Origin of the sequence: Nakamurella flavida, from assembly GCF_030811475.1 — a bacterium.
GTDB lineage: Bacteria > Actinomycetota > Actinomycetes > Mycobacteriales > Nakamurellaceae > Nakamurella > Nakamurella flavida.
The window spans coordinates 2,806,105-2,824,729 of record NZ_JAUSQV010000001.1; the positions used below are offsets into that span (position 1 = coordinate 2,806,105).

Annotated in this window: 17 protein-coding genes; 13 read left to right on the forward strand and 4 right to left on the reverse strand. The window is 73.0% G+C overall.

The window, feature by feature from the left end; translation table 11 throughout:
- The first annotated feature begins 409 nt into the window (after positions 1-409).
- The 3 genes from J2S58_RS12420 (at position 410) to J2S58_RS12430 (ending at position 3,172) form a co-directional block, all read left to right on the forward strand.
- Positions 410-1,333: a UbiA family prenyltransferase gene (locus J2S58_RS12420; RefSeq protein ID WP_205256813.1), complete on the forward strand. Its 924-nt coding sequence runs from the start codon at positions 410-412 to the stop codon at positions 1,331-1,333.
- Between the two features lie 109 nt (positions 1,334-1,442).
- Positions 1,443-2,453: a sensor histidine kinase gene (locus J2S58_RS12425; protein ID WP_205256812.1), complete on the forward strand. Its 1,011-nt coding sequence runs from the start codon at positions 1,443-1,445 to the stop codon at positions 2,451-2,453.
- A complete protein-coding gene (locus J2S58_RS12430) occupies positions 2,450-3,172 on the forward strand; it encodes a response regulator transcription factor (RefSeq protein ID WP_205256811.1) in 723 nt (240 codons plus the stop codon). The genes J2S58_RS12425 and J2S58_RS12430 overlap by 4 nt, the downstream gene beginning before the upstream one ends.
- Here the strand turns inward: J2S58_RS12430 and J2S58_RS12435 are convergent.
- Positions 3,147-4,706: a SulP family inorganic anion transporter gene (locus tag J2S58_RS12435; RefSeq protein WP_205256810.1), complete on the reverse strand. Its 1,560-nt coding sequence runs from the start codon at positions 4,704-4,706 to the stop codon at positions 3,147-3,149. The two genes, J2S58_RS12430 and J2S58_RS12435, sit on opposite strands and share 26 nt — an antisense overlap.
- A gap of 245 nt (positions 4,707-4,951) precedes the next feature.
- Between J2S58_RS12435 and J2S58_RS12440 the strand changes: the two genes are divergently transcribed.
- The gene (locus J2S58_RS12440) at positions 4,952-5,311 is read left to right on the forward strand and encodes a MerR family transcriptional regulator (RefSeq protein WP_344470420.1); all 360 of its coding nucleotides are present in this window, start codon (positions 4,952-4,954) and stop codon (positions 5,309-5,311) included.
- A gap of 31 nt (positions 5,312-5,342) precedes the next feature.
- Here the strand turns inward: J2S58_RS12440 and nhaA are convergent, their stop codons facing one another.
- Positions 5,343-6,695: a Na+/H+ antiporter NhaA gene (gene nhaA, locus J2S58_RS12445; protein WP_240188859.1), complete on the reverse strand. Its 1,353-nt coding sequence runs from the start codon at positions 6,693-6,695 to the stop codon at positions 5,343-5,345.
- Positions 6,696-6,803: 108 nt separating this feature from the next.
- Here nhaA and J2S58_RS12450 point away from each other — a divergent pair, with 108 nt between their 5' ends.
- From J2S58_RS12450 to J2S58_RS12465, 4 genes are all read left to right on the forward strand, one after another.
- A complete protein-coding gene (locus J2S58_RS12450; protein ID WP_205256808.1) occupies positions 6,804-7,139 on the forward strand; it encodes a YnfA family protein in 336 nt (111 codons plus the stop codon).
- Positions 7,140-7,649: 510 nt separating this feature from the next.
- On the forward strand, positions 7,650-9,875 hold the full coding sequence (locus J2S58_RS12455; RefSeq protein ID WP_205256807.1) for an HNH endonuclease signature motif containing protein: 2,226 nt from the start codon (positions 7,650-7,652) through the stop codon (positions 9,873-9,875).
- 165 nt (positions 9,876-10,040) lie between these two features.
- The gene (locus tag J2S58_RS12460) at positions 10,041-10,595 is read left to right on the forward strand and encodes an isochorismatase family protein (RefSeq protein ID WP_205256806.1); all 555 of its coding nucleotides are present in this window, start codon (positions 10,041-10,043) and stop codon (positions 10,593-10,595) included.
- Positions 10,596-10,734: 139 nt separating this feature from the next.
- Complete coding sequence (locus J2S58_RS12465; RefSeq protein ID WP_205256805.1) at positions 10,735-11,139, forward strand: VOC family protein; 405 nt, start codon at positions 10,735-10,737, stop codon at positions 11,137-11,139.
- Positions 11,140-11,598: 459 nt separating this feature from the next.
- On the opposite strand, the gene pdxY is transcribed toward J2S58_RS12465, so the two are convergent.
- A complete protein-coding gene (gene pdxY, locus J2S58_RS12470; RefSeq protein WP_205256804.1) occupies positions 11,599-12,474 on the reverse strand; it encodes a pyridoxal kinase PdxY in 876 nt (291 codons plus the stop codon).
- A 421-nt stretch (positions 12,475-12,895) separates the two neighbouring features.
- On the opposite strand from pdxY, the gene deoC reads away from it, so the two are divergent.
- The 5 genes from deoC (at position 12,896) to J2S58_RS12495 (ending at position 17,754) form a co-directional block, all read left to right on the forward strand.
- Positions 12,896-13,672, forward strand: coding sequence for a deoxyribose-phosphate aldolase (deoC, locus tag J2S58_RS12475; RefSeq protein ID WP_306828419.1), 777 nt, complete (start codon positions 12,896-12,898; stop codon positions 13,670-13,672).
- Between the two features lie 158 nt (positions 13,673-13,830).
- Positions 13,831-15,243 carry a xylulokinase gene (xylB, locus tag J2S58_RS12480; protein ID WP_205256803.1) on the forward strand — a complete coding sequence of 471 codons (1,413 nt, stop codon included), beginning with the start codon at positions 13,831-13,833 and terminating at the stop codon, positions 15,241-15,243.
- A gap of 200 nt (positions 15,244-15,443) precedes the next feature.
- Positions 15,444-15,821 (forward strand): YciI family protein, encoded by a 378-nt coding sequence (locus tag J2S58_RS12485; RefSeq protein ID WP_205256802.1) that lies wholly within the window; start codon positions 15,444-15,446, stop codon positions 15,819-15,821.
- Complete coding sequence (locus J2S58_RS12490) at positions 15,818-17,080, forward strand: RNA polymerase sigma factor (RefSeq protein WP_205256801.1); 1,263 nt, start codon at positions 15,818-15,820, stop codon at positions 17,078-17,080. The genes J2S58_RS12485 and J2S58_RS12490 overlap by 4 nt, the downstream gene beginning before the upstream one ends.
- 26 nt (positions 17,081-17,106) lie before the next feature.
- On the forward strand, positions 17,107-17,754 hold the full coding sequence (locus tag J2S58_RS12495; RefSeq protein ID WP_205256800.1) for a hypothetical protein: 648 nt from the start codon (positions 17,107-17,109) through the stop codon (positions 17,752-17,754).
- A 15-nt stretch (positions 17,755-17,769) separates the two neighbouring features.
- Here the strand turns inward: J2S58_RS12495 and J2S58_RS12500 are convergent, their stop codons facing one another.
- Positions 17,770-18,558, reverse strand: coding sequence for a DeoR/GlpR family DNA-binding transcription regulator (locus J2S58_RS12500; protein ID WP_344470418.1), 789 nt, complete (start codon positions 18,556-18,558; stop codon positions 17,770-17,772).
- Positions 18,559-18,625 lie beyond the last annotated feature (67 nt).

Genomic DNA, 18,625 nt, shown 5'->3' on the forward strand with positions numbered 1-18,625 from the left:
CACCCGGGTCCGCGGCACCCGAGGCATTCATGAGCGGAGAGTGACCAGAGTCCATCAGGCCGTGCGTATGGGCGCGGTGATCATTTTCCGGGGCGCCGGGCGCCGGGCGCCGGGCGCGGGTGCGGTGCTTGGTTGCTATCCCGCCGCGGGCCCACCCCCCAGAGGGCCCGCGGCGGCGCCGGTGCGCCTGTCGGTCCACGACCGTCCGGGCGCCGGCGGTCCGGCCCCGAGGGCCGTCACGACGACATACCTGCGCTCTCCACTTATTCACGCGCCCCCGTGCGCTGTCCATACGACGAAAGTCGTAGCCGCACTACGACCTCCGGCTCGTGGCGACTACGCCCCACGGCTGGGCGACGGGACCCGACGGCCGATGTGATGGCATGCGGCTGCTGCCGATCGTGTTGCGATGCAACCGATCTCGCCCTTCCCGACACTGGTCTCCGTTCCACCCGTCCCGCTGCGGACGGTCGGTGTCGGGCGGGGTGCGCGGGTGGCCGCGACGGCGTGGACGTTGTTCCTCGAGGCGCGGCCGGCCGTCCAGTTGGTGTTCCTGCAACGCATCCTGGTCACCAGCGGGTTCCTCGTCGTGCCGCATCCGGACGCGGGACGCCTCCTCCTGGGCTGGCCGATGCTCGCCGTCGCCGTGTATGTGTTCAACGGGGTGTGCGATCAGGACGAGGATCGCGTCAACGGGTCGGGCCGCCCCCTCGCGCAGGGCCGGATCGGCATCCGCGTGGCCGGGATCAGTTGTGCTGCGACGGGTCTCGGCGGCCTGCTGCTCTGCGGCTGGTCCGGACCAGGTCCGCTTCTCCTGGCGGTGGCGTCCCTGGCGCTCGGCTGGGCGTACTCGGCCGGCCCACGGTGGAAGGACGGTGCCGTGAGCTCGGCGCTGTCCGTGGGCGCCGGTGCCCTGCTGACCTACGCCGCCGGTTGGCTGGTCTACGGCGGGCCGCATCCCGTGCTGATGCTCGGCGCTCTGCTGGCGGTGTGGGTGACGTGCTGCTGTCCCACGAAGGACCTGTCCGACCGGGAGGGCGATGCCCTGGCCGGCCGCCGCACCCTGCCGGTCCTCCTCGGTCCGGTGCGCACCGGGTGGGTGCTGGGTGTCGTCGCCCTCGTCGCCGGCGGCCTCGTCGCCGCGGCGGTGCTGGTCCTCGCACCGGTGTTCCTGCCGGTCGCCGTGGTGGTGGTCGTCGGGTCGGTGCTGGTGGCGGTGGCTCTGCCCGCGGCGTCCCGGGCGACCGATCGGGTCGGGCGTCGCCGTCCGTACCTGATGTTTTTGTCCTGCCAGCTGGCGATCAACGTCGCCGCGGTCGCCGTCATGGTCTGAGCGGGGGCGCCGTGGCGGGGCGGGGTGGGCCGGGCCGCTCTAGGCTGGGCCGAATTGTCCGAGCTGTGGGGAGGCTGTCCTGTCCGTCCCCGTCCCCGCCCCTCGCGAGGTGGTGCTCGCGGAGTACTTCCGGCTGCTGGCGCTCTCCGGGAACCCGCTGATCGACGACCCACGAGCCCGCCCCCAGTTGGCTGCGCAGCTCTACAGCGTGGTGGACGCCGTGCTGGGCGCACCGACGACCGTCGCCGCGCCGCCTGCGGGTGCCCCTCGTCCCGATGTGCTGAGCGAGACCATCGGCCGGACCAGGGCCACCGCAGGTCTGAACCCCAGTGACTCCCTGAAGGCGGCGGGGCTGATCTTCCAGGCGGCACTGCCGACCGTCGCCGAGCACCATCCCGACGGCGTCGCGGCCGCGGCGCTGGCCCTGAACCGGGTCATCATGCAGCGGATGGCGGTGGCGGCCTTCGGCTACGGGCAGCGTCTGCTCACCCAGGCGCACGACTCGAGCCAGGAGGAGCGGCGGCGCATCTCGCGCCAGCTGCACGACGTGGCGGCGCCGACGGTCGCCGTCGCCCTGCAGAGCCTGGAACTGCACGGCATTTACGCGCAGGACGACCCCGAGCGGGCGGGCGGGAAGCTGGACGCGGCCCGCGCGGCGATGGAGACGGTGGGCACCCTGGTGCGCGAGCTGTCGGCCGAGCTGCGCCACCATGTGGACGACGGCGGTCTGGTCGCCGCGGTGCAGGCCGCCCTGGACGCCGTCCCGTCAGCGGTCCGGACGTCCCTGCAGACCGCGGGACCGGTGGACGCCCTGCCCGCGGCGTTCGCCGAGGAGACGTTCCTGGTCGTCCGGGAAGCCGTCCGCAACGCGGTCACCCACGCCGCCCCGACAGCGGTGACGGTCGAGTTGACCGCAGCGGACGGGCTGCTGACCGTGACCGTCACCGACGATGGGGCCGGGTTCGACGTCGAGGCGGTCCGGGCCGGGGAGCGTCACGTGGGCATGGACTCGATGGGGGAACGGGCCCAGCTGCTCAGCGCCACCCTCGACGTGCACAGTGAGCCGGGCATCGGGACCCGGGTGGTGCTGCGGGTGCCGTCCGGGGCCCAGGGTCGATGACCGCACCGGCCGGCGGGATCACCGTCGCGGTCTTCGACGACCACCAGTTGTTCCGGGAGGGGCTGGCCGAGATCCTGGGGACGATCCCGGGGGTGCGGGTGGTCGCCGAAGGGGATTCGGGCACCGCCGCCGTGCGGGTCGCCGAGGAGCTGCGTCCGGCGGTCGTCGTCATCGACGTGCAGATGCCCGGACCGCCCGCCCAGGAGACGGTGCAGCGCATCCGCGCGGCCAGCCCGTCGACCCGGGTGGTGGTGGTGACCATGCACGACGACGCCGAGCTGATGGTCGACCTGATCACCGCCGGGGCCAGCGCGTACCTGGTCAAGAACGCGGACCGGGTCGAGCTGACCGCCGCCGTGCGCAGCGTGGTGCGGCCCGACGACCTGGTGTTCCTGGCCGTCTCCCGGGCCACCATCCACCAGCTGGGCCGACGTCCCCCGCCGACCGCGGAACTGCTCACCGAGCGGGAGGCGCAGGTGCTGCAGGCCCTGTCCCGGGCTCGGAGCACCGCCGAGATGAGCATCGAGTTCCGCATCAGCCAGGGCACCGTCAAGCGGCACCTGACCAACGTCTACCGCAAGCTCGGGGCGGTGTCCCGGATGGACGCCGTTCGGCGGGCCGAGCACCTGGGACTGCTCTCACCGCGGGTCCCACCCGGCCGCCCGCACGCGGGCCTCCCGATGCCGCCGGGGGTCAGTGACCGCCGAGCGTCCCGCTGAGTCGCTCGTGCCGTTCGGCACTGTCCGCGTCCAGCCCGATGATCTCGACGGTGCGCCCGTGCAGCGCGAACTTGTGGCTGATCGCGTCCATGGTGGCGATGGTCGACGCGTCCCAGAGATGTGCCCCGGTGAGGTCGATGACCACGCGCTCCGCGGGGTCGTTGTAGTCGAACTGGCCGTACAGGTCGTTGGACGAGGCGAAGAACAGCTCGCCGGTGACGGTGTACGTGCGCGTCGTGCCGTCCGCGGACAGCGTGCTGTCCAGGTTGACCAGGTGCGCGACGCGTCGGGCGAACAGGGCCAGCGCGAGGAGCACGCCGGCGATGACGCCGTAGGCCAGGTTGTGGGTGGCCACGGTGACCACGACGGTCACCAGCATGACCGCGATCTCGCTCTTGGGCATGCGCTTCAGGGTGCGCGGGGTGATCGAGTACCAGTCGAACGTGGCGATGGAGACCATGATCATGACGGCGACCAGGGCGGCCATCGGGATGCGGCCGACGATGTCGCCGAGGGAGACCACCAGGATCAGCAGGAACACCCCGGCCAGGAACGTGGAGAGCCGGGTGCGGGCGCGGGACTTCACGTTGATCATGGTCTGGCCGATCATCGCGCAGCCGCCCATGCCGCCGAAGAAGCCGGTGATGATGTTGGACGCGCCCTGGCCCCAGGACTCGCGGGTCTTGTTGGACCGCGTGTCGGTGATGTCGTCGACGAGCTTGGCCGTCATGAGCGACTCGAGCAGCCCGACCAGGGCCATGCCGATGGCGAACGGCGCGATGATCCGAAGCGTCTCCCACGTCATCGGCACGTCCGGCAGGAAGGGCAGCGGCAGGCTGTCGGGCAGGGCGCCCTGATCGCCGACGGTGGGCACCGCGATGCCGACCGACAGGGTGAGGATCGTCAGCACGAGGATGGCGATCAGCGGCGACGGGACGACCTTGGTCAGCCGCGGGAGCAGATAGATGATCGCGAGACCGGCGGCGACCAGGACGTAGACCATGACGGGAACGTTCGTCAGGTTCGGCCACTGGGCGACGAAGATCAGGATGGCCAGGGCGTTGACGAAGCCGACCATCACGCTGCGCGGCACGAACCGCATCAGCCGCGCGACCCCGATGAGCCCGAGCACGACCTGGAGAACGCCGGCCAGGATGACGGTGGCGATGAGGTAGTCCAGGCCGTACTGCTGCATGACCGGGGCGATCACCAGCGCGACCGCGGCGGTGGCCGCCGAGATCATCGCCGGCCGGCCGCCCAGGATCGAGATGGAGACGGCCATGGTGAACGACGCGAACAGCCCCACCCGCGGGTCGACCCCGGCGATGATCGAGAACGAGATCGCTTCCGGGATGAGGGCGAGGGCGACGACGAGACCGGCCAGGACCTCGGTCTTCAGGATGTGCGGGGCCAGCCAGGCGGGCCGTCGGCCGGAGACGGGACGGCCGGGCGCGAGTACCTCGGGCACGAGGGTGATCCGTTCTGATGGGGCATGGCGCGCACCGCCGACGAATGCGGGGGAGCGCGGGCGCATCTGTGCGCGGGGGCGGCGCAGCCCGGGGGCCGCGGCGACAGCACGACCATACCCTCACGTTACGGAAGAGATCCAGTGATGCTGTGATTTCTCCGGGCAGCCGGCGTCCGTCGCCGACTCGGGCGGCGGGAGTGGCGGGCCACGGGTGCGCGCAGAACGTCCGGTGAGTCGCGGGGCGTCCGCCGGGGCTGGCACGATGGCGGCACCGTGCGCCGTGAACACCTGGAGTCGTCGTGACCGACCTGATGCAGATCGGTGAACTCGCCGACCGCGCGGGCCTCTCGCTGCGCACCATCCGGCACTGGGAGGAGGAGGGGCTGATCGTCCCGTCCGCCCGCAGCGTCGGAGGTTTCCGCCTGTACAGCGGCGAGGACTTCGAACGGCTGCTGCTGATCCGCCGGATGAAGCCGCTGGGGTTCTCCATCGAGGAGATGCGGGAGCTGCTCGCCACCATCGACGCGCTCGACGCGGACGCCGATCACCCCGACCATCCCGCCCGCGCCCGGCTCGCCGGTTTCGTCGCCCAGGCCCTGGAACGCCGGGAGAAGCTCCGCACCCAGCTCGACATGGCCGACGAGTTCGTGGAGCGCCTGCGCGGCATCTGACGGTGCCCGGCCACCCGGGGCCCGTCCGTCGCTACCGACCGTCGCGCTGGTAGACGTCAGGAATACCGTCCTGGTCCTCGTCCAGCGCCTCGGCCTCGCAGATCCGCCGGTACACCCGGTTCCGCAGGCGGAGCACCACGGCAGCGAGCAGCGCGGCGAGCAACGACCCGAGGAGTACGCCCACCTTGACGTGGTCGTCGCTCGGAGTGCCCGGGCCGAAGGCGAGCTCACCGATCAGCAACGACACCGTGAAGCCGACTCCGGCCAACATGGACACGCCCAGGACGTCGGTCCAGGACAGTTCGTCGTCCAGGTCCGCCCGGGTGAACCGGGCCATGAGCCAGGTCGCCGTGAAGACCCCGACGGTCTTGCCGGCCACCAGGGCGACGATCACGCCCAGGGTGACGCTGGTGCTGAGCGAGGCGCCGAGACCGCTCAGTCCGCCGACGGTGACGCCGGCGGAGAAGAACGCGAAGACCGGCACGGCGAAGCCGGACGAGAGCGGCCGCAGCCGGTGTTCGAAGTGTTCGGCCAGGCCCGGACCGGCGTCGGGCCCGCCGTTGCGGGCGCTGCGGATGACCGGAACGGTGAACGCCAGGAGGACCCCCGCCACGGTGGCGTGGATGCCCGAGGCGTGCACCAGGGCCCAGGTGATCACCGCGAGCGGCACCAGCAGATACCAGGACCGGACCCGGCGCTGGACGAGGACGGCGAACAGGGCGAGCGGGACCAGGGCCAGCAGCAGCGGGACCAGGGCCAGTGAGCTGGTGTACGCGACGGCGATGATGGTGATCGCGATGAGGTCGTCGACGACGGCGAGGGTGAGCAGGAACGTCCGCAGCCCGGTCGGCAGATGGGTGCTGATCACGGCGAGAACAGCCAGTGCGAAAGCGATGTCGGTCGCGGTGGGGATCGCCCACCCCGCCATCGCCGTGCTGTCACCGCGAGTGAAGAGCAGGAAGATCAGGGCGGGAACGAGCACGCCGCCGAACGCCGCCGCGATGGGGATCGACGCGCGCCGGGGGTCGCGGAGGTCACCGGCGACGAACTCCCGCTTGAGCTCGAGCCCGGCCACGAAGAAGAACACCGCGAGCAGACCGTCGGCGGCCCACTGTCCGAGGGTGAGGTCGAGATGCAGTGCGGCCGGACCGATCCGGGTGTCGCGCACGGTGGCGTAGAGGTCGGAGGCGGGGGAGTTGGCCCAGACGAGGGCGATGACGGTGGCGACGAGCAGAAGCGCGCCGCCCACGGTCTCGCGACGCAGGATCGACGCGATGCGGCTGGCTTCCGGCCAGCTGCCGCGACCGAGGGCGCGACCACGGGGGGCGGGGTGCGAGGGGATGGTGTGCTCCTGGTGGCTCGTCGTGCTCGTGGGTCGTTCCAACGACTGCCGACCAGACTTCCCGGCGCACCGCTGACGACCTTACGGCAGCGGAGGTGGCTGTGCGGGGTTGCGGCGCAGGTCACCCGGCCGCCGCCTAGCGTGGCAGCGGTGACCATCGCGCGTTCCCTGCTGCTCTTCCTCGTGGCCGCTGTGTTCGAGATCGGCGGCGCCTGGCTGGTCTGGCAGGGGTTACGTGAGCACCGCGGCTGGCTGTGGATCGGGGCCGGGGTCCTCGCCCTTGGCGCCTACGGATTCGTGGCGACCCTGCAACCGGACGCGAACTTCGGCCGCATCCTGGCGGCGTACGGCGGGGTCTTCGTCGCGGGTTCCCTGGCCTGGGGGATGGTCGCCGACGGTTTCCGACCCGACCGGTGGGATGTCATCGGTGCGCTGGTCTGCCTGGCCGGGGTGGGGCTGATCATGTACGGGCCGCGGGGTGGGTGAGCCGCGGGGGTCGAGGCGGTTCGGGGGCTGGGTGTCCTGGGCCCCGGGGTCGAGTTCCGGGTTCGTCACGCGTCGGAGGCGGGCTCGCGGTTTGCGGCTGGCGGCCGGCGGCCGGGTGTGGCCGGTATCGGCTGGTGGGAAGCGGGCGGGTCGGTGCCCGGCGCTCGTGCGCCCTGCAGTGCAGGCGGTGGCTCCGCGTGCGCGGGGTGGGCCCGCGAAGGGCCGAGACCGCCGTCCCGCTGCGTGGTGGACCGGCGCTGACTGGTGGGGAGCGGGCGGAGCGGCGGTCGGCTGCACCCGTCCGCCTCACCGGCGACCAGCGGTCGCCCTGCGCGCCTTGGGCAGGCCTCAGGCCGGGCCGCCGCCCCACTGCCGCGGTCGTCGTGGCCGGGTTTCTCGAGGACGTCCCCGGCAATGTCTTCGAAGCGAGGGACGTGCCGCGGTTCTGACCGGGGGCATCACCCGGCCAGGGGATCCTCGATGACTGTTTGAAAGGATAGAATCGAACACATGTACGACGACGGGAACGAGCAGGACGGGGCGGCGGTCGACGTCGTCCCGCCCCTTGCCGTGCCTGACCTGTTGCGTGCCGACCCGGGGTCGATGTCCGGTGCTGACCTGGTCGATGCGACCGCGGAGTCCGAGCGGCTGATGTCCGCGGTGGCGGCGTGGCAGATGCGCGCGTTGGCGGCGTTCGCCGTCCCGGGGGTGGCGGGCGATCCGTATGCGTTGGCGGGTCGGTTGGCCGGCCGGGAGCTGACCGGTTCGGCTGACTCGGATCCCGATGTGCTGGGGTCGTTCGTGCTGGACGCAGCGCAGTCGATGGCCGCCGGTGAGGTCGCGGCAGCGTTCCGGATCTCCCCGGTCACCGCCGGGGTCAAGGTCCGGGACGCGATCCGGATGTGCACCGAACTGCCCGCTACCTTGGCGGCGTTGTCGTCCGGGGTGATCGACCGGGGCAAGGCCCGGGTCATCGCCGAGTACACCGCGCCGCTGCCCGCCCACCTCACCGGCATCGTGGAAGGCCGGGTACTGCCGATCGCCTCGGCGCAGTCCACCGCGGCGACCCGTAAGGCCACCGCGGCCGCGGTCATCGCGGTCGACCCCCGCGGCGCGGCCGAACGGCACGAGGCTGCGCGCAGGGAGCGGGGTCTGCTGGTGCAGCCCGGCACCGACGGGATGTCCACGTTGAAGGCGTACCTCGCGGCGGACGGCGCGGTCAGCATCTTCCAGTTGGCTGACCTCCTGGCCACGCACACCGTCGGGTTCGCCGACGACGACCGGTCCATCGGGGCCCGCCGGGTCGATGCGCTGACCGACCTGGCCGGGCAGATCCTCACCCACGGGCAGGTCGACCTCGCCGACTACCTCACCCCCGACACCAGAGTCACGGCCGACACCAATCTCCCGGCCGACGCGACCGGCGCGGCCGGCGCGGCCGACGCGGCCGACGCGACCGGCGCGGCCGGCGCGGCCGACGCGGCCGACGCGACCGGCGCGGCCGGCGCGGCCGACGCGACCGGCGCTGGCGCGGGTGATCACCGGATCGCCGACATGCCTGCCAGCACCGAAACCATTCCCTCAGCACTGCCTTCGCCCGTGAACGGTCGGGCCGTCACCTCCGGTCGCGTTGATCAGCGCGCCACCCGCCGCCTGTCCCGGCAGGGCCGCCGACCCCACCTGCAGATCACCCTCGGCCTGCACACCCTCGCCGGCCTGGACGACCTCCCCGCCGACCTCGCCGGCTACGGCGCCATCACCGCCGGCATGGCCCGCACCATCGCCGCCTCCGCCGCAACCCTGTGCACCCTGCTCGCCGACCCCACCACCGGCGCCGTCACCCACGCCGGCACCCACCACTACCGCCCCCGCCAAGACCTCCGCGACCACCTCACCGCCCTGGCCGACTCCTGCCGCTTCCCCTCCTGCCGCCAACCCGTCTGGCGCTGCGACATCGACCACCGCAACCGCTACGACCACCGCACACCTGGCGCCGGCGGCCAGACCACCACGAGCAATCTCGACCCGCTGTGCCGACGACACCACCTGTTCAAACACCACGCCGGCTGGACCCTGCGCCGCGACGCCCCAAGCCCCACCGACCCTGCCGGCCAAGGTGTCACCTGGCGAAGCCCCACCGGACACACCTACCCCGACCCACCCCGACAGGTCGCCGTCCCCGAGACATGGGTGAAACGCACCCCCGGCCGACCCCGCCCCAGCGTCGAGTTCTACCCCGCGATCGGTTCTTTCACCCTCGGGTGCACCGACCGCTGCCCTCCCCGATGCGACACCCACTCCACCTGGGCCGGCCAGGACGCTGCACCAGTTGCTGATGTGAAGACCGCTCCACCCACTGGCACGAGTACCCCGTCCCCGGCCTCCACGCCGACCGGGGACGGGGACGGGCCTGCCGAGGTCACGGGTGGAGACGACGCGCCCGTGAACGTCCGGCCGCGGGCGTCGACGAAGAAGCAACCCTTTCTCGACTTCCTGGAGTTTCGGCACGTGCAGTACCGCGCGCGGATCTCGGAAGAAGGCGCCGGCGATCAGGATCGCGGCACGAGCCAGGCCGTCGGCAATGGCTCGTACATCAGTGTCGTCGAGGACGACCTGATCACCCTGGTGCTGCACGAACACTTCAGCCGGCGACACCACAGCGACGAACCCGTCGACGGGGAGGCCCCCCCACCGCCAGCAGCAGGAGCAGGTCATGACGACGCTCCGCCCTTCTAGCTTCAGCGTCCTGCCTGACCGAACCCGTGACACGGACCAGTCGGGATGTGGTGTCCGGCCCGTGTCCACCACTCGACGGGTGGTTGTCGGTGTCCGGTCGTACCGTCAGCAAAGGCTCTGCGGGCCGCCGCACTGCCACCTCCGAGTGAGCCAGGGGAGTAGATGATGAGCACCTTCGAGGACCGCACCGGCACGGCGCTCTTGGTGATCGACGTGCAGCAGGGGGTGGTCGACGGGGCGCATCGCCGCGACGAGGTGGTCGCCGCCATCGCCGCCCTGGTCGGGCGTGCCCGGGACGAGTCGATTCCCGTCGTCTGGGTCCAGCACAGCGATGAGGAGCTCGTCCGCGACAGCGTCGAATGGGCCTACGTGCCGGAGCTGGTACCCGCGAAAACCGAGGTGTTGGTGCACAAGTCGTACGGCGACTCGTTCGAGGGCACCGACTTGAGCGACATCCTGGCCGAGGCCGGGGTGGGCCGGTTGATCGTCGCCGGCGCCGAGACCGACGCGTGCATCCGATCGACCATCCACGGCGCCTTCACCCGCGGCTACGACGTGACCCTCGTCGGCGACGCGCACACCGCAGGGGACAAGAGCCCCTGGGGTGCGCCGCCGGTGCCGGCCGTCATCGCCCACACCAACCTGTACTGGAGCTTCCAGGCGGCGCCGGGCCGGACCGCCGCCGTCGTTCCGGCCGCGGAGGTCACCTTCACCGGGTGAGCCGACAACAGACCACGGGATGACCGACGCTCGGGCGCCGGCTGCGCTGATGCGGGCTGCGGTGGTGCCGGCCGCCACGGTGGGCCGGGGCGGCGCCTGCGGGACCTCAGGTGTCGGACCGCCATGGCACCGTGTGGCGATGACCTCCGCCGCCCAGCCCGATCCCGCACCCATCGGCACCCTCGCCTCGGTGTCGCTGAACTGCCCCGAGCCGGCCGTACTCGCCGACTTCTACACCGCCCTGCTCGGCATGCGCCGCGTCTTCGCGACGCCCGACGGCCGGCTCGTCTCCCTCGCCGGAGCGACCGGCCCCAACCTGACGCTCATGCAGGTCGACGACTACGCCGCCTCCACCTGGCCCGACCCCGAACGTCCCCAGCAGATCCACCTCGACATCGCCGTCGCGCAGCTCGATGTCGCCGTCGCTCGAGCCGAGGAGCTCGGAGCCACCCAGGCCGTCCATCAGGCCGGGCCGCAGATGTGGCGGGTGCTCCTCGACCCCGTCGGCCATCCCTTCTGCCTCACCACGGCCACCGGCGGCTGAACCGGCTGGCCTCGGCCCCCTCGGTCGAAGCCGGGCGGAGCCGAGCCCGGCGAGCAGCACCGAGCCGAACCCGGCGAGCCCGGTCCAGCCCAGCCGAGCGGATCCGAGCAGGGTGAGCCCGGTTCAGCCCAGCCGAGCGCAACTGCGCCGAGCCGAGCGGAGCCGAGCAGGGCGAGCCTGGTTCAGCCGAGCCGAGCCGAGCCGAGCCGAGCCGAGCAAGGCGAGCCTGGTTCAGCCCGAGCCGAGCCGAGCCGAGCAGGGCGAGCCTGGTTCAGCCCAGTCGAGCCGCGCCGCGCGAGCCTGGGTTCAGCGCAGCCCAGCCGAGCCGCGCCGAGCCGAGCCGCGCCTGGTTCAGCCCAGCCGCGCCCAGCCGCGCCGAGCCGCGCCGCGCCGCGCTGCGCCGCGCCGCGCCGGCGACACCGGTGCGCCCTGCGGCACCACGCCCCTCGTGTTCCGGGGTCAGGCCAACCGCTCGACCGGGAACTCACCCAGCGGATCGGCGATGGCGCTCTGCGCATGGACCAGTCGGATCTCGCGCGCCCCGGCCCGGTGCGTGGCGGTGAGGATCGCGAACACCGACGAGGCCACGCGGGCCAGGGCGGTGTCGATGCCGGCCGACAGGTGGGCGAGGAACAGCGCGGCGGTGACGTCGCCCGCCCCGTTCACCGACAGCGGCAGCCGCGGCGTCCGCACCCGGTAGGCGCCGGTGGAATCGACCGCCAGCATCGCGATCTCGTCGTCCGTCGCGCCCTGCTCGACCGACGTCACCAACACCGTCGACGGCCCCGACCCTCGCACCACCTCGACGGCGGCGAGCACCTCGTCGAGCGTCGCGGGCATCCGCGCCTCCCGGCCGCCGGCGGTGAACTCCGGGTCGGCGGCCAGGAACGCCAACTCGTAGGCGTTCGGCGTCACCACGTCGGCGACCGGCACCACCCGGTCACGCATCAGCTCCGGGATCCCCGGCAGCACGAACATGCCCCGCCCCACGTCACCGAGGACGGGGTCGCAGCAGTACAGTGCCGCGGCGTTCAGCTCGCGGACACGTTCCACCGTGTCGAGCACGACCTCGGCCACCCCCGGGGACCCCTGGTAGCCGGTCAGCACCGCGTCCACGTCACCGAGCGCACCCCGCTCGTCGATCCCGCGGATCACGTCGCCCACCACCTCCGGCGCCATCACCTCACCCCGCCACGCCCCGTAGCCGGTGTGGTTCGAGAAGTGGACCGTGTTCACCGGCCACACCTCGTGCCCGAGCCGCTGCAGCGGGAACGTCGCCGCACTGTTGCCGACATGTCCGTAGGCCACCGACGACTGGATCGACAGGATGCGCATGACCGTCGAGCGTAGGTGCTGGGACGTCCGGACGACCTCCGTACCCACCCCCGGCACCCGGCTCGGTCCCAACCCCAACCCCACGCCCCACCTGCTGCTCATGCCGCAAACCCCGCCGGCGGTTCCCCGGCGCACCACCCGCCGGAGTGATGTGACCCCGGTCTCGGCGTGCCAGACTGGGGACGGAGCGTGTCACCGCGATCGGCCGGAGCGGCGAACGGGCGAGAGATCGGCCCGCCGAGCCCGGTGGGGGCCTCGACGGTGACGATCGGGAGTCCTCGACCGCGACATGGGGCCGGTCCTCGACGGCAGGGAGTCCGGCACCGGCGCAGGTCGCCCGGGCCGGCCTGACCGGGTCGGGTGGTGGGCACCGCAGCGGTCATCGTGACCGGAACGGTCGGACGAGCAGGGGGAATGTGTCGTGTCGGTGGCCCCAGTGGGTTCCTACCCGGAGCTCTCCGGAGTGCAGCAGGCCCGCCGCGGCCTCCTCCCGGACGAGCACCCGGCGTTGACCTTGCCGCGGGAACAGCTCGCGGGCCGCATCCAGCACACCCTCGTCGGGCAGGGCATCACCGAGCGGGCCGTCCGCCTGCACATCCAGGAGACGCTGACCCACGGTTTCGACGCCGCCGTCGTCCCCGCCGCCTGGGTGGCGGTCGCCCGCGACGAGCTCCGCGGTACCTCGGCCCGCATCGGGTCGATCGTCGACTACCCGCACGGCAGCTCCACCACCGCCGGCCGCCGCGCCGAGGCCGCCTCCCTCGTCGACGAGGGGGTCGACGAGCTCGACGCCACCGTCAACATCGGCTACCTGCTCTCCGGTCGGGTCACCGAGTTCGCCGCCGACCTCAAGGCCGTCGTCGACGCCGCGTCGCCGATCGGGGTCAAGGTCATGCTCGAGCTCCCGCTGTTGGACCGCCGCCAGCGGGAGCAGGCCGTGCAGGCCGCCATCGACGCCGGTGCCGCCTTCGTCAAGCCCGCGTCCCGGGGAGCCGTCGGCATCGCCGATCCCGCCACCATCGCGTATCTGCGCCGGGCCGTCCCCGCCTCCATCGGCGTCAAGGCCTCCGGCGGGGTGAAGACCATCGAGCAGGTCCGGGCCCTGCTCGCGGCCGGCGCCGACCTGATCGGCACCTCGTCCGGCGTCTCCATCGTCACCGGCGGCGGGCTGGCCAAGGGGTCGCTGTACTCGTACTGACCACCCCGTCCCGACCACCCCGACGGCGTCCCGGCGAGCGTCCGGGCGGGCGCCACGGACACCCGGCGACGTGCTCGCCGCCGGTCGGTGTGCGAGCCTGCGACGGTGGCCGGGTGGGTCGTCCGGCGCACCACGGCGTTCGAACCGAGAGGACCACTGTGTCGCAGCTCGTCGCGGGGATCGATTCCTCGTCGCAGTCCACGAAGGTCGTCCTGGTCCGGGCCGAGGACGGGGTGGTGGTCGACCAGGCCAGCAGCCCGCATCCGGTGGGCACCGAGGTCGACCCGCAGGCCTGGTGGGAGGCCCTGCAGCTGGCCGGATCCGGGCTGCTGGACCGCGCGGCGGCCATCGGGGTCGGCGGACAGCAGCACGGCATGGTGGCCCTGGACGCGGACGGCGCGGTGGTCCGACCCGCGCTGCTCTGGAACGACCTCCGCTCCGCCCCGCAGATCGCCGACGTCATCGCCCACTTCGGTGGTGAACAGCAGACCGCGGACGCCATCGGCTCCGTGCCGCCCGCCTCGTTCACCGTCACCAAGCTGCGTTGGATGGCCGAGAACGAACCGGAGAACGCCGAACGCACCTCCGCGGTGATGCTCCCGCACGACTGGCTGACCTGGATGCTCGCCGGTGGACCCGGCTCCGGCGCCGAGATGGTCACCGACCACGGCGACGCCTCCGGGACCGGCTACTACTCGCCCGCCCGCCGTGACTGGCTGCCCGAGGTCGCCGCGTGGGCCCTGGGCCGCGGACCCGGCGGACCGGCCCCCCAGCTGCCCCGCATCGCCGGGCCGGGTGAGGTCGTCGGCACCACCACGGGCGGGGCGCAGCTGTCCGCGGGGACGGGTGACAACATGGCCGCCGCCCTCGGGCTGTGCCTGCGCGACGGGGACGTGGTGGTCTCCATCGGCACCTCCGGGACCGCGTTCTGCGTCACCGACAGTCCCCGCGCCGACCCCACCGGATCGGTGTCCGGGTTCGCCGACGCCAGTGGCCGCTATCTGCCGTTGGTGTGCACCGTCAACGCCTCCCGAATCCTGTCGGTCACCGCGCGGCTGCTCGGGGTCGACCACGACGAGTTCGCCGCCCTGGCCCTGGCCGCCGAGCCCGGCGCCGGCGGGCTGACGTTCCTGCCGTACATGGACGGCGAACGCACCCCCAACCGCCCCACGGCCACCGGTGTGCTGTCCGGGCTCACCTCCGGCGTCCAGCGGGAGGACCTGGCCCGGGCGGCCGTCGAGGCCCTGCTCGGTTCGTTGGGCGACGCCATCGACGCGCTCGGTGTCGTCCCCGGCCGGGTCCTGGTCATCGGCGGGGCCGCCCGGAACCCCGCCGTCCAGCAGCTCGCCCCGGCCGTCTGGGGGTTGCCGGTGGAGTTCCCCGTGCCCGGCGAGTACGTCGCGCTCGGCGCCGCCCGCCAGGCCGCCTGGGCGCTGTCCGGAGCCGACGAACCGCCGGCCTGGGCGCCCCCGGAGACCACCGCGTTCACCGCCGACCCCACGCCGGTGGTCCGCCGGCGGTACGACGTCCTCCGCGACCGGACGGCGGACTGGACCGAGAGCCGGGCCTGACGAGGGGCGGGCGGCGCCGCGGGGTGGCGGTGCCGCCGGGGGACGAGCGGTGGCCGGCCCGGGACGGCCGACACGGCACCGGTCGCCGGTCGCCGGTCGCCGGTGAGCATCTTTTTCCGGCGGGTGTCGATCGGGGCCGGCGTCGATCGTCATGACGGTGTGAGGATCCCGCGGTTCGCCGCCCGACGAGAGGCACCGACATGCGCTACACCCTGCTCCTGCACTACCCGGAGATGACGTCCGACGATCTCGGGCCCGAGGTCGAACAGGCCGGGCGGCAGGCGTTCGCCGCGTACGCCGACGCCTTGACCGCGGCCGGCGTGCTGCTGTCGGCCGAGGTCCTGCAGCCGTCCGCGAGCAGCACCACGGTGCGCCGACGGGACGGCCGCCTGCAGATCCAGGACGGCCCCTTCGCCGACACCAAGGATCAGCTGGGCGGGTCCTTCGTCATCGACGTGCCGGACCTGGACGCCGCGCTCGGCTGGGCGCAACAGGCGCCGCCCGTCGACTGGGGTGCGGTGGAGGTCCGGCCCGGGTCCGTCTTCCACGCCGACGGTGCGTGGCGCCCGAACACGTGAGCTCACCGTCCGACCCGGTGCGTGCGGCCGCCGCCCGGACCGCGCGCACCGCCCACGGGCGCCTCGTCGCCGTTCTCGCCGCCGCCGACGGCGACCTGGAGCAGGCCGAGGACGCCCTGGCGGATGCCTTCGAACAGGCGCTCCGGCGCTGGCCGGAGACCGGCGTGCCGGACAACCCGGAGGGATGGCTGATCACGGTGGCCCGCAACCGGCAACGCGATCGCCGGCGGTCCGCGGCGCACCGCACCTCGGTGGCCCTGCCCACCGAGCAGACCACCCCGTCACCCCCGGGGTGGCCCGGTGCCGCCCTGTCCCCCCGCGACCCGTTCGACGATCTCGACCCCGACGCCCTGCCGGACCGCCGACTGGCCCTGCTGTTCGTCTGCGCCCACCCGGCCATCGACGAGACGATCCGGACCCCGCTCATGCTGCAGACGGTGCTCGGCTTCGACGCCGCCGAGGTCGCGACCGCCTTCGCGGTGGCACCGGCCACCATGGCGCAGCGGCTCGTCCGGGCCAAGCGGCGTATCCGCGACGCCCGGATCCCGTTCACCGTCCCGGCCCGCGAAGCGCTGCCCGGTCGCCTCGGCCCGGTGCTCGAAGCCGTGTACGGGTGCTTCGCCCTGGGTCGGGAGGGGACCGGGCGGGCCGACATGGTCCACGAGGCACACCATCTGGCCGTCACGGTGGCCGCACTGCTCGACGGCGAGCCGGAGGCTTGGGGGCTGGCCGCCCTGATCACCCTGGCCCTCGCCCGCGAACCCGCGCGAGGACCGGGTTACGTGCCCCTGGACGAACAGGACACCGCCCGGTGGGACACCGCGCTCATCGCCGAGGGCGAGGAGTACCTGCGCCGCGCAGGTACCCCTCGGCCGGGGCGTTTCCAGCTGGAGGCCGCCGTCCAGGCCGTCCACTGCGCCCGTGCCGCCACCGGGCACACCGACTGGCCGGCCCTGTGCACCCTGTACCGGGCGTTGCGCCTGCTCGCCCCGACCCTCGGCACCCGCGTGGCCCTGGCCGGCGCGGTGGGGCGCGTCGACGGGCCCTCAGCCGGTCTGCGACTGCTGGACGAAGTCGGTGACGGGGCTGCCTCCTTCCAACCGGCCTGGGCGGTCCGGGCCCACCTGCTGGCCGCCGCCGGTCACGTCCCCGAGGCGCTCGAGGCCTACCGGCGGGCCGGGGAGCTGGCCACCGACCCCGCCGTCCGGGAGTTCCTCACCCGGCGCGCCCGGGCCGTGGAGCATCCGGACAGGGGCTGACCGCTTCCGCGCCTACCCTCCCCGCCATGACGCAGGACGGTGCAGCGCAGGACGGTGCAGCGGGGGGCGGCGCCGGGATCGTCGTCGACGGCCACGGGATCGAGCCGCTCGGCCCGGCGACGTGGCCGGCGTTCGCCGACCTCGCGGAACGGCACAACGGGGTCTGGGGTGGGTGCTGGTGCACCTGGTTCCACCTGTACCCCGATCCCCCGGAGCGGCGGGAGTGCGGCAACCGCGAGTTCAAGCGGCGGCTGGTCGAGGCGGGCCGGACCCACGCCGCCCTGGTGATGGACGGGGACGAGGCGATCGCCTGGGCCCAGTTCGGCACGGTCGGCGAGCTGCGCAACATCCACCACCGCAAGCAGTGGGAGGCCGAATCGGTCCGCGAGCCCGACTTCCGGATCACCTGCCTGTTCGTCGACCGGCGGTTCCGCCGCCAGGGCATGGCCGGGATCGCGGTACGGGGCGCTCTCGCGTTGATCGCGGCCGCCGGCGGCGGCCTGGTCGAGGCCTACCCGCACGACCTCGAGCCCGGGCGGAAGGTGTCGTCGTCGTTCCTCTACAACGCCACGCGCACGATGTACGAGGGCCTCGGGTTCACCTACGAGCGCCCCAAGGGCAAGGGGAACTGCGTGATGACGCTGACCCTGCCGGTGCTCGATCCGACCCGCTGACCGGGGCCGAGCCGGTCAGCCCTCGTCGTCGCCCGTGGGGATGACGATCACCTCGGCGACCTGATCGGCCAACACCTCCGCGGCCTCCGAACTCAACCGGTCGTCGGTGATGATCGTGCTGACCGCGGACAACGGCGCGATGTGCGCGAGAGCGACCTTCCCCCACTTGGTGTGGTCGGCCAGGACGACCAGCCGGCGGGTCGAGTCGACGAACGCCCGGTTGGTCTCGGCCTCCAGCAGGTTCGGGGTGGTCAGCCCCGCCCGCTCGTCCACACCCTGCACGCCCATGAACACCAGGTCGACGTGCAACGAGCGGATCGCCTGCACGGCAATGGGTCCGACGAGACCGTCGGACGGGGTGCGCAGGCCGCCGGTCAGGACGACGGTCAGATCGCGCCGCTGCTGGGCGTGCAGCACCTCGGCGACCTTGAGGGAATTGGTCACCACCGTCAGGTCGGCGACGTCGAACAGGTGCCTGGCCAGGGTCCACGTCGTACTGCCCGCCGTGATGGCCACGGCCATCCCCGGATGCACCAGGGTGGCGGCCCGCGCGGCGATCACCTCCTTCTCGCGCAACTCCCGCTGGCTGGTGATCTCGAACCCGGGCTCGATGGCGCTGGCCGTCTCCATCGCGGTCGCCCCGCCGTGCACCTTGGCCAGCAGGCCCTGCCGGTCCAGCACCTCCAGGTCGCGCCGGACCGTCATGTCCGACACCCCGAGCAGGGTCGTCAGGTGGGTGACCCGGGCCCCGCCGGAGCGGCGGACCTCCTCGAGAATGCGCGCGCGGCGCAGGGCGGCCAGCACGAGGGGCACCTCCGGACGACGGGTTGGCGTCCCCCGACCCTAACCAGCGGACCGCCCCGTGCGGGGA

Coding starts and splice junctions, on each gene's coding strand:
- J2S58_RS12495 (WP_205256800.1), top strand. CDS start 17,107: ATGACGCAGGACGGTGCAGCGCAGGACGGTGCAGCGGGGGGCGGCGCC.
- J2S58_RS12435 (WP_205256810.1), bottom strand. CDS start 4,706: ATGCGCCCGCGCTCCCCCGCATTCGTCGGCGGTGCGCGCCATGCCCCA.
- J2S58_RS12465 (WP_205256805.1), top strand. CDS start 10,735: ATGACCTCCGCCGCCCAGCCCGATCCCGCACCCATCGGCACCCTCGCC.
- J2S58_RS12460 (WP_205256806.1), top strand. CDS start 10,041: ATGAGCACCTTCGAGGACCGCACCGGCACGGCGCTCTTGGTGATCGAC.
- J2S58_RS12430 (WP_205256811.1), top strand. CDS start 2,450: ATGACCGCACCGGCCGGCGGGATCACCGTCGCGGTCTTCGACGACCAC.
- J2S58_RS12485 (WP_205256802.1), top strand. CDS start 15,444: ATGCGCTACACCCTGCTCCTGCACTACCCGGAGATGACGTCCGACGAT.
- J2S58_RS12455 (WP_205256807.1), top strand. CDS start 7,650: ATGTACGACGACGGGAACGAGCAGGACGGGGCGGCGGTCGACGTCGTC.
- J2S58_RS12420 (WP_205256813.1), top strand. CDS start 410: ATGCAACCGATCTCGCCCTTCCCGACACTGGTCTCCGTTCCACCCGTC.
- J2S58_RS12440 (WP_344470420.1), top strand. CDS start 4,952: ATGCAGATCGGTGAACTCGCCGACCGCGCGGGCCTCTCGCTGCGCACC.
- pdxY (WP_205256804.1), bottom strand. CDS start 12,474: ATGCGCATCCTGTCGATCCAGTCGTCGGTGGCCTACGGACATGTCGGC.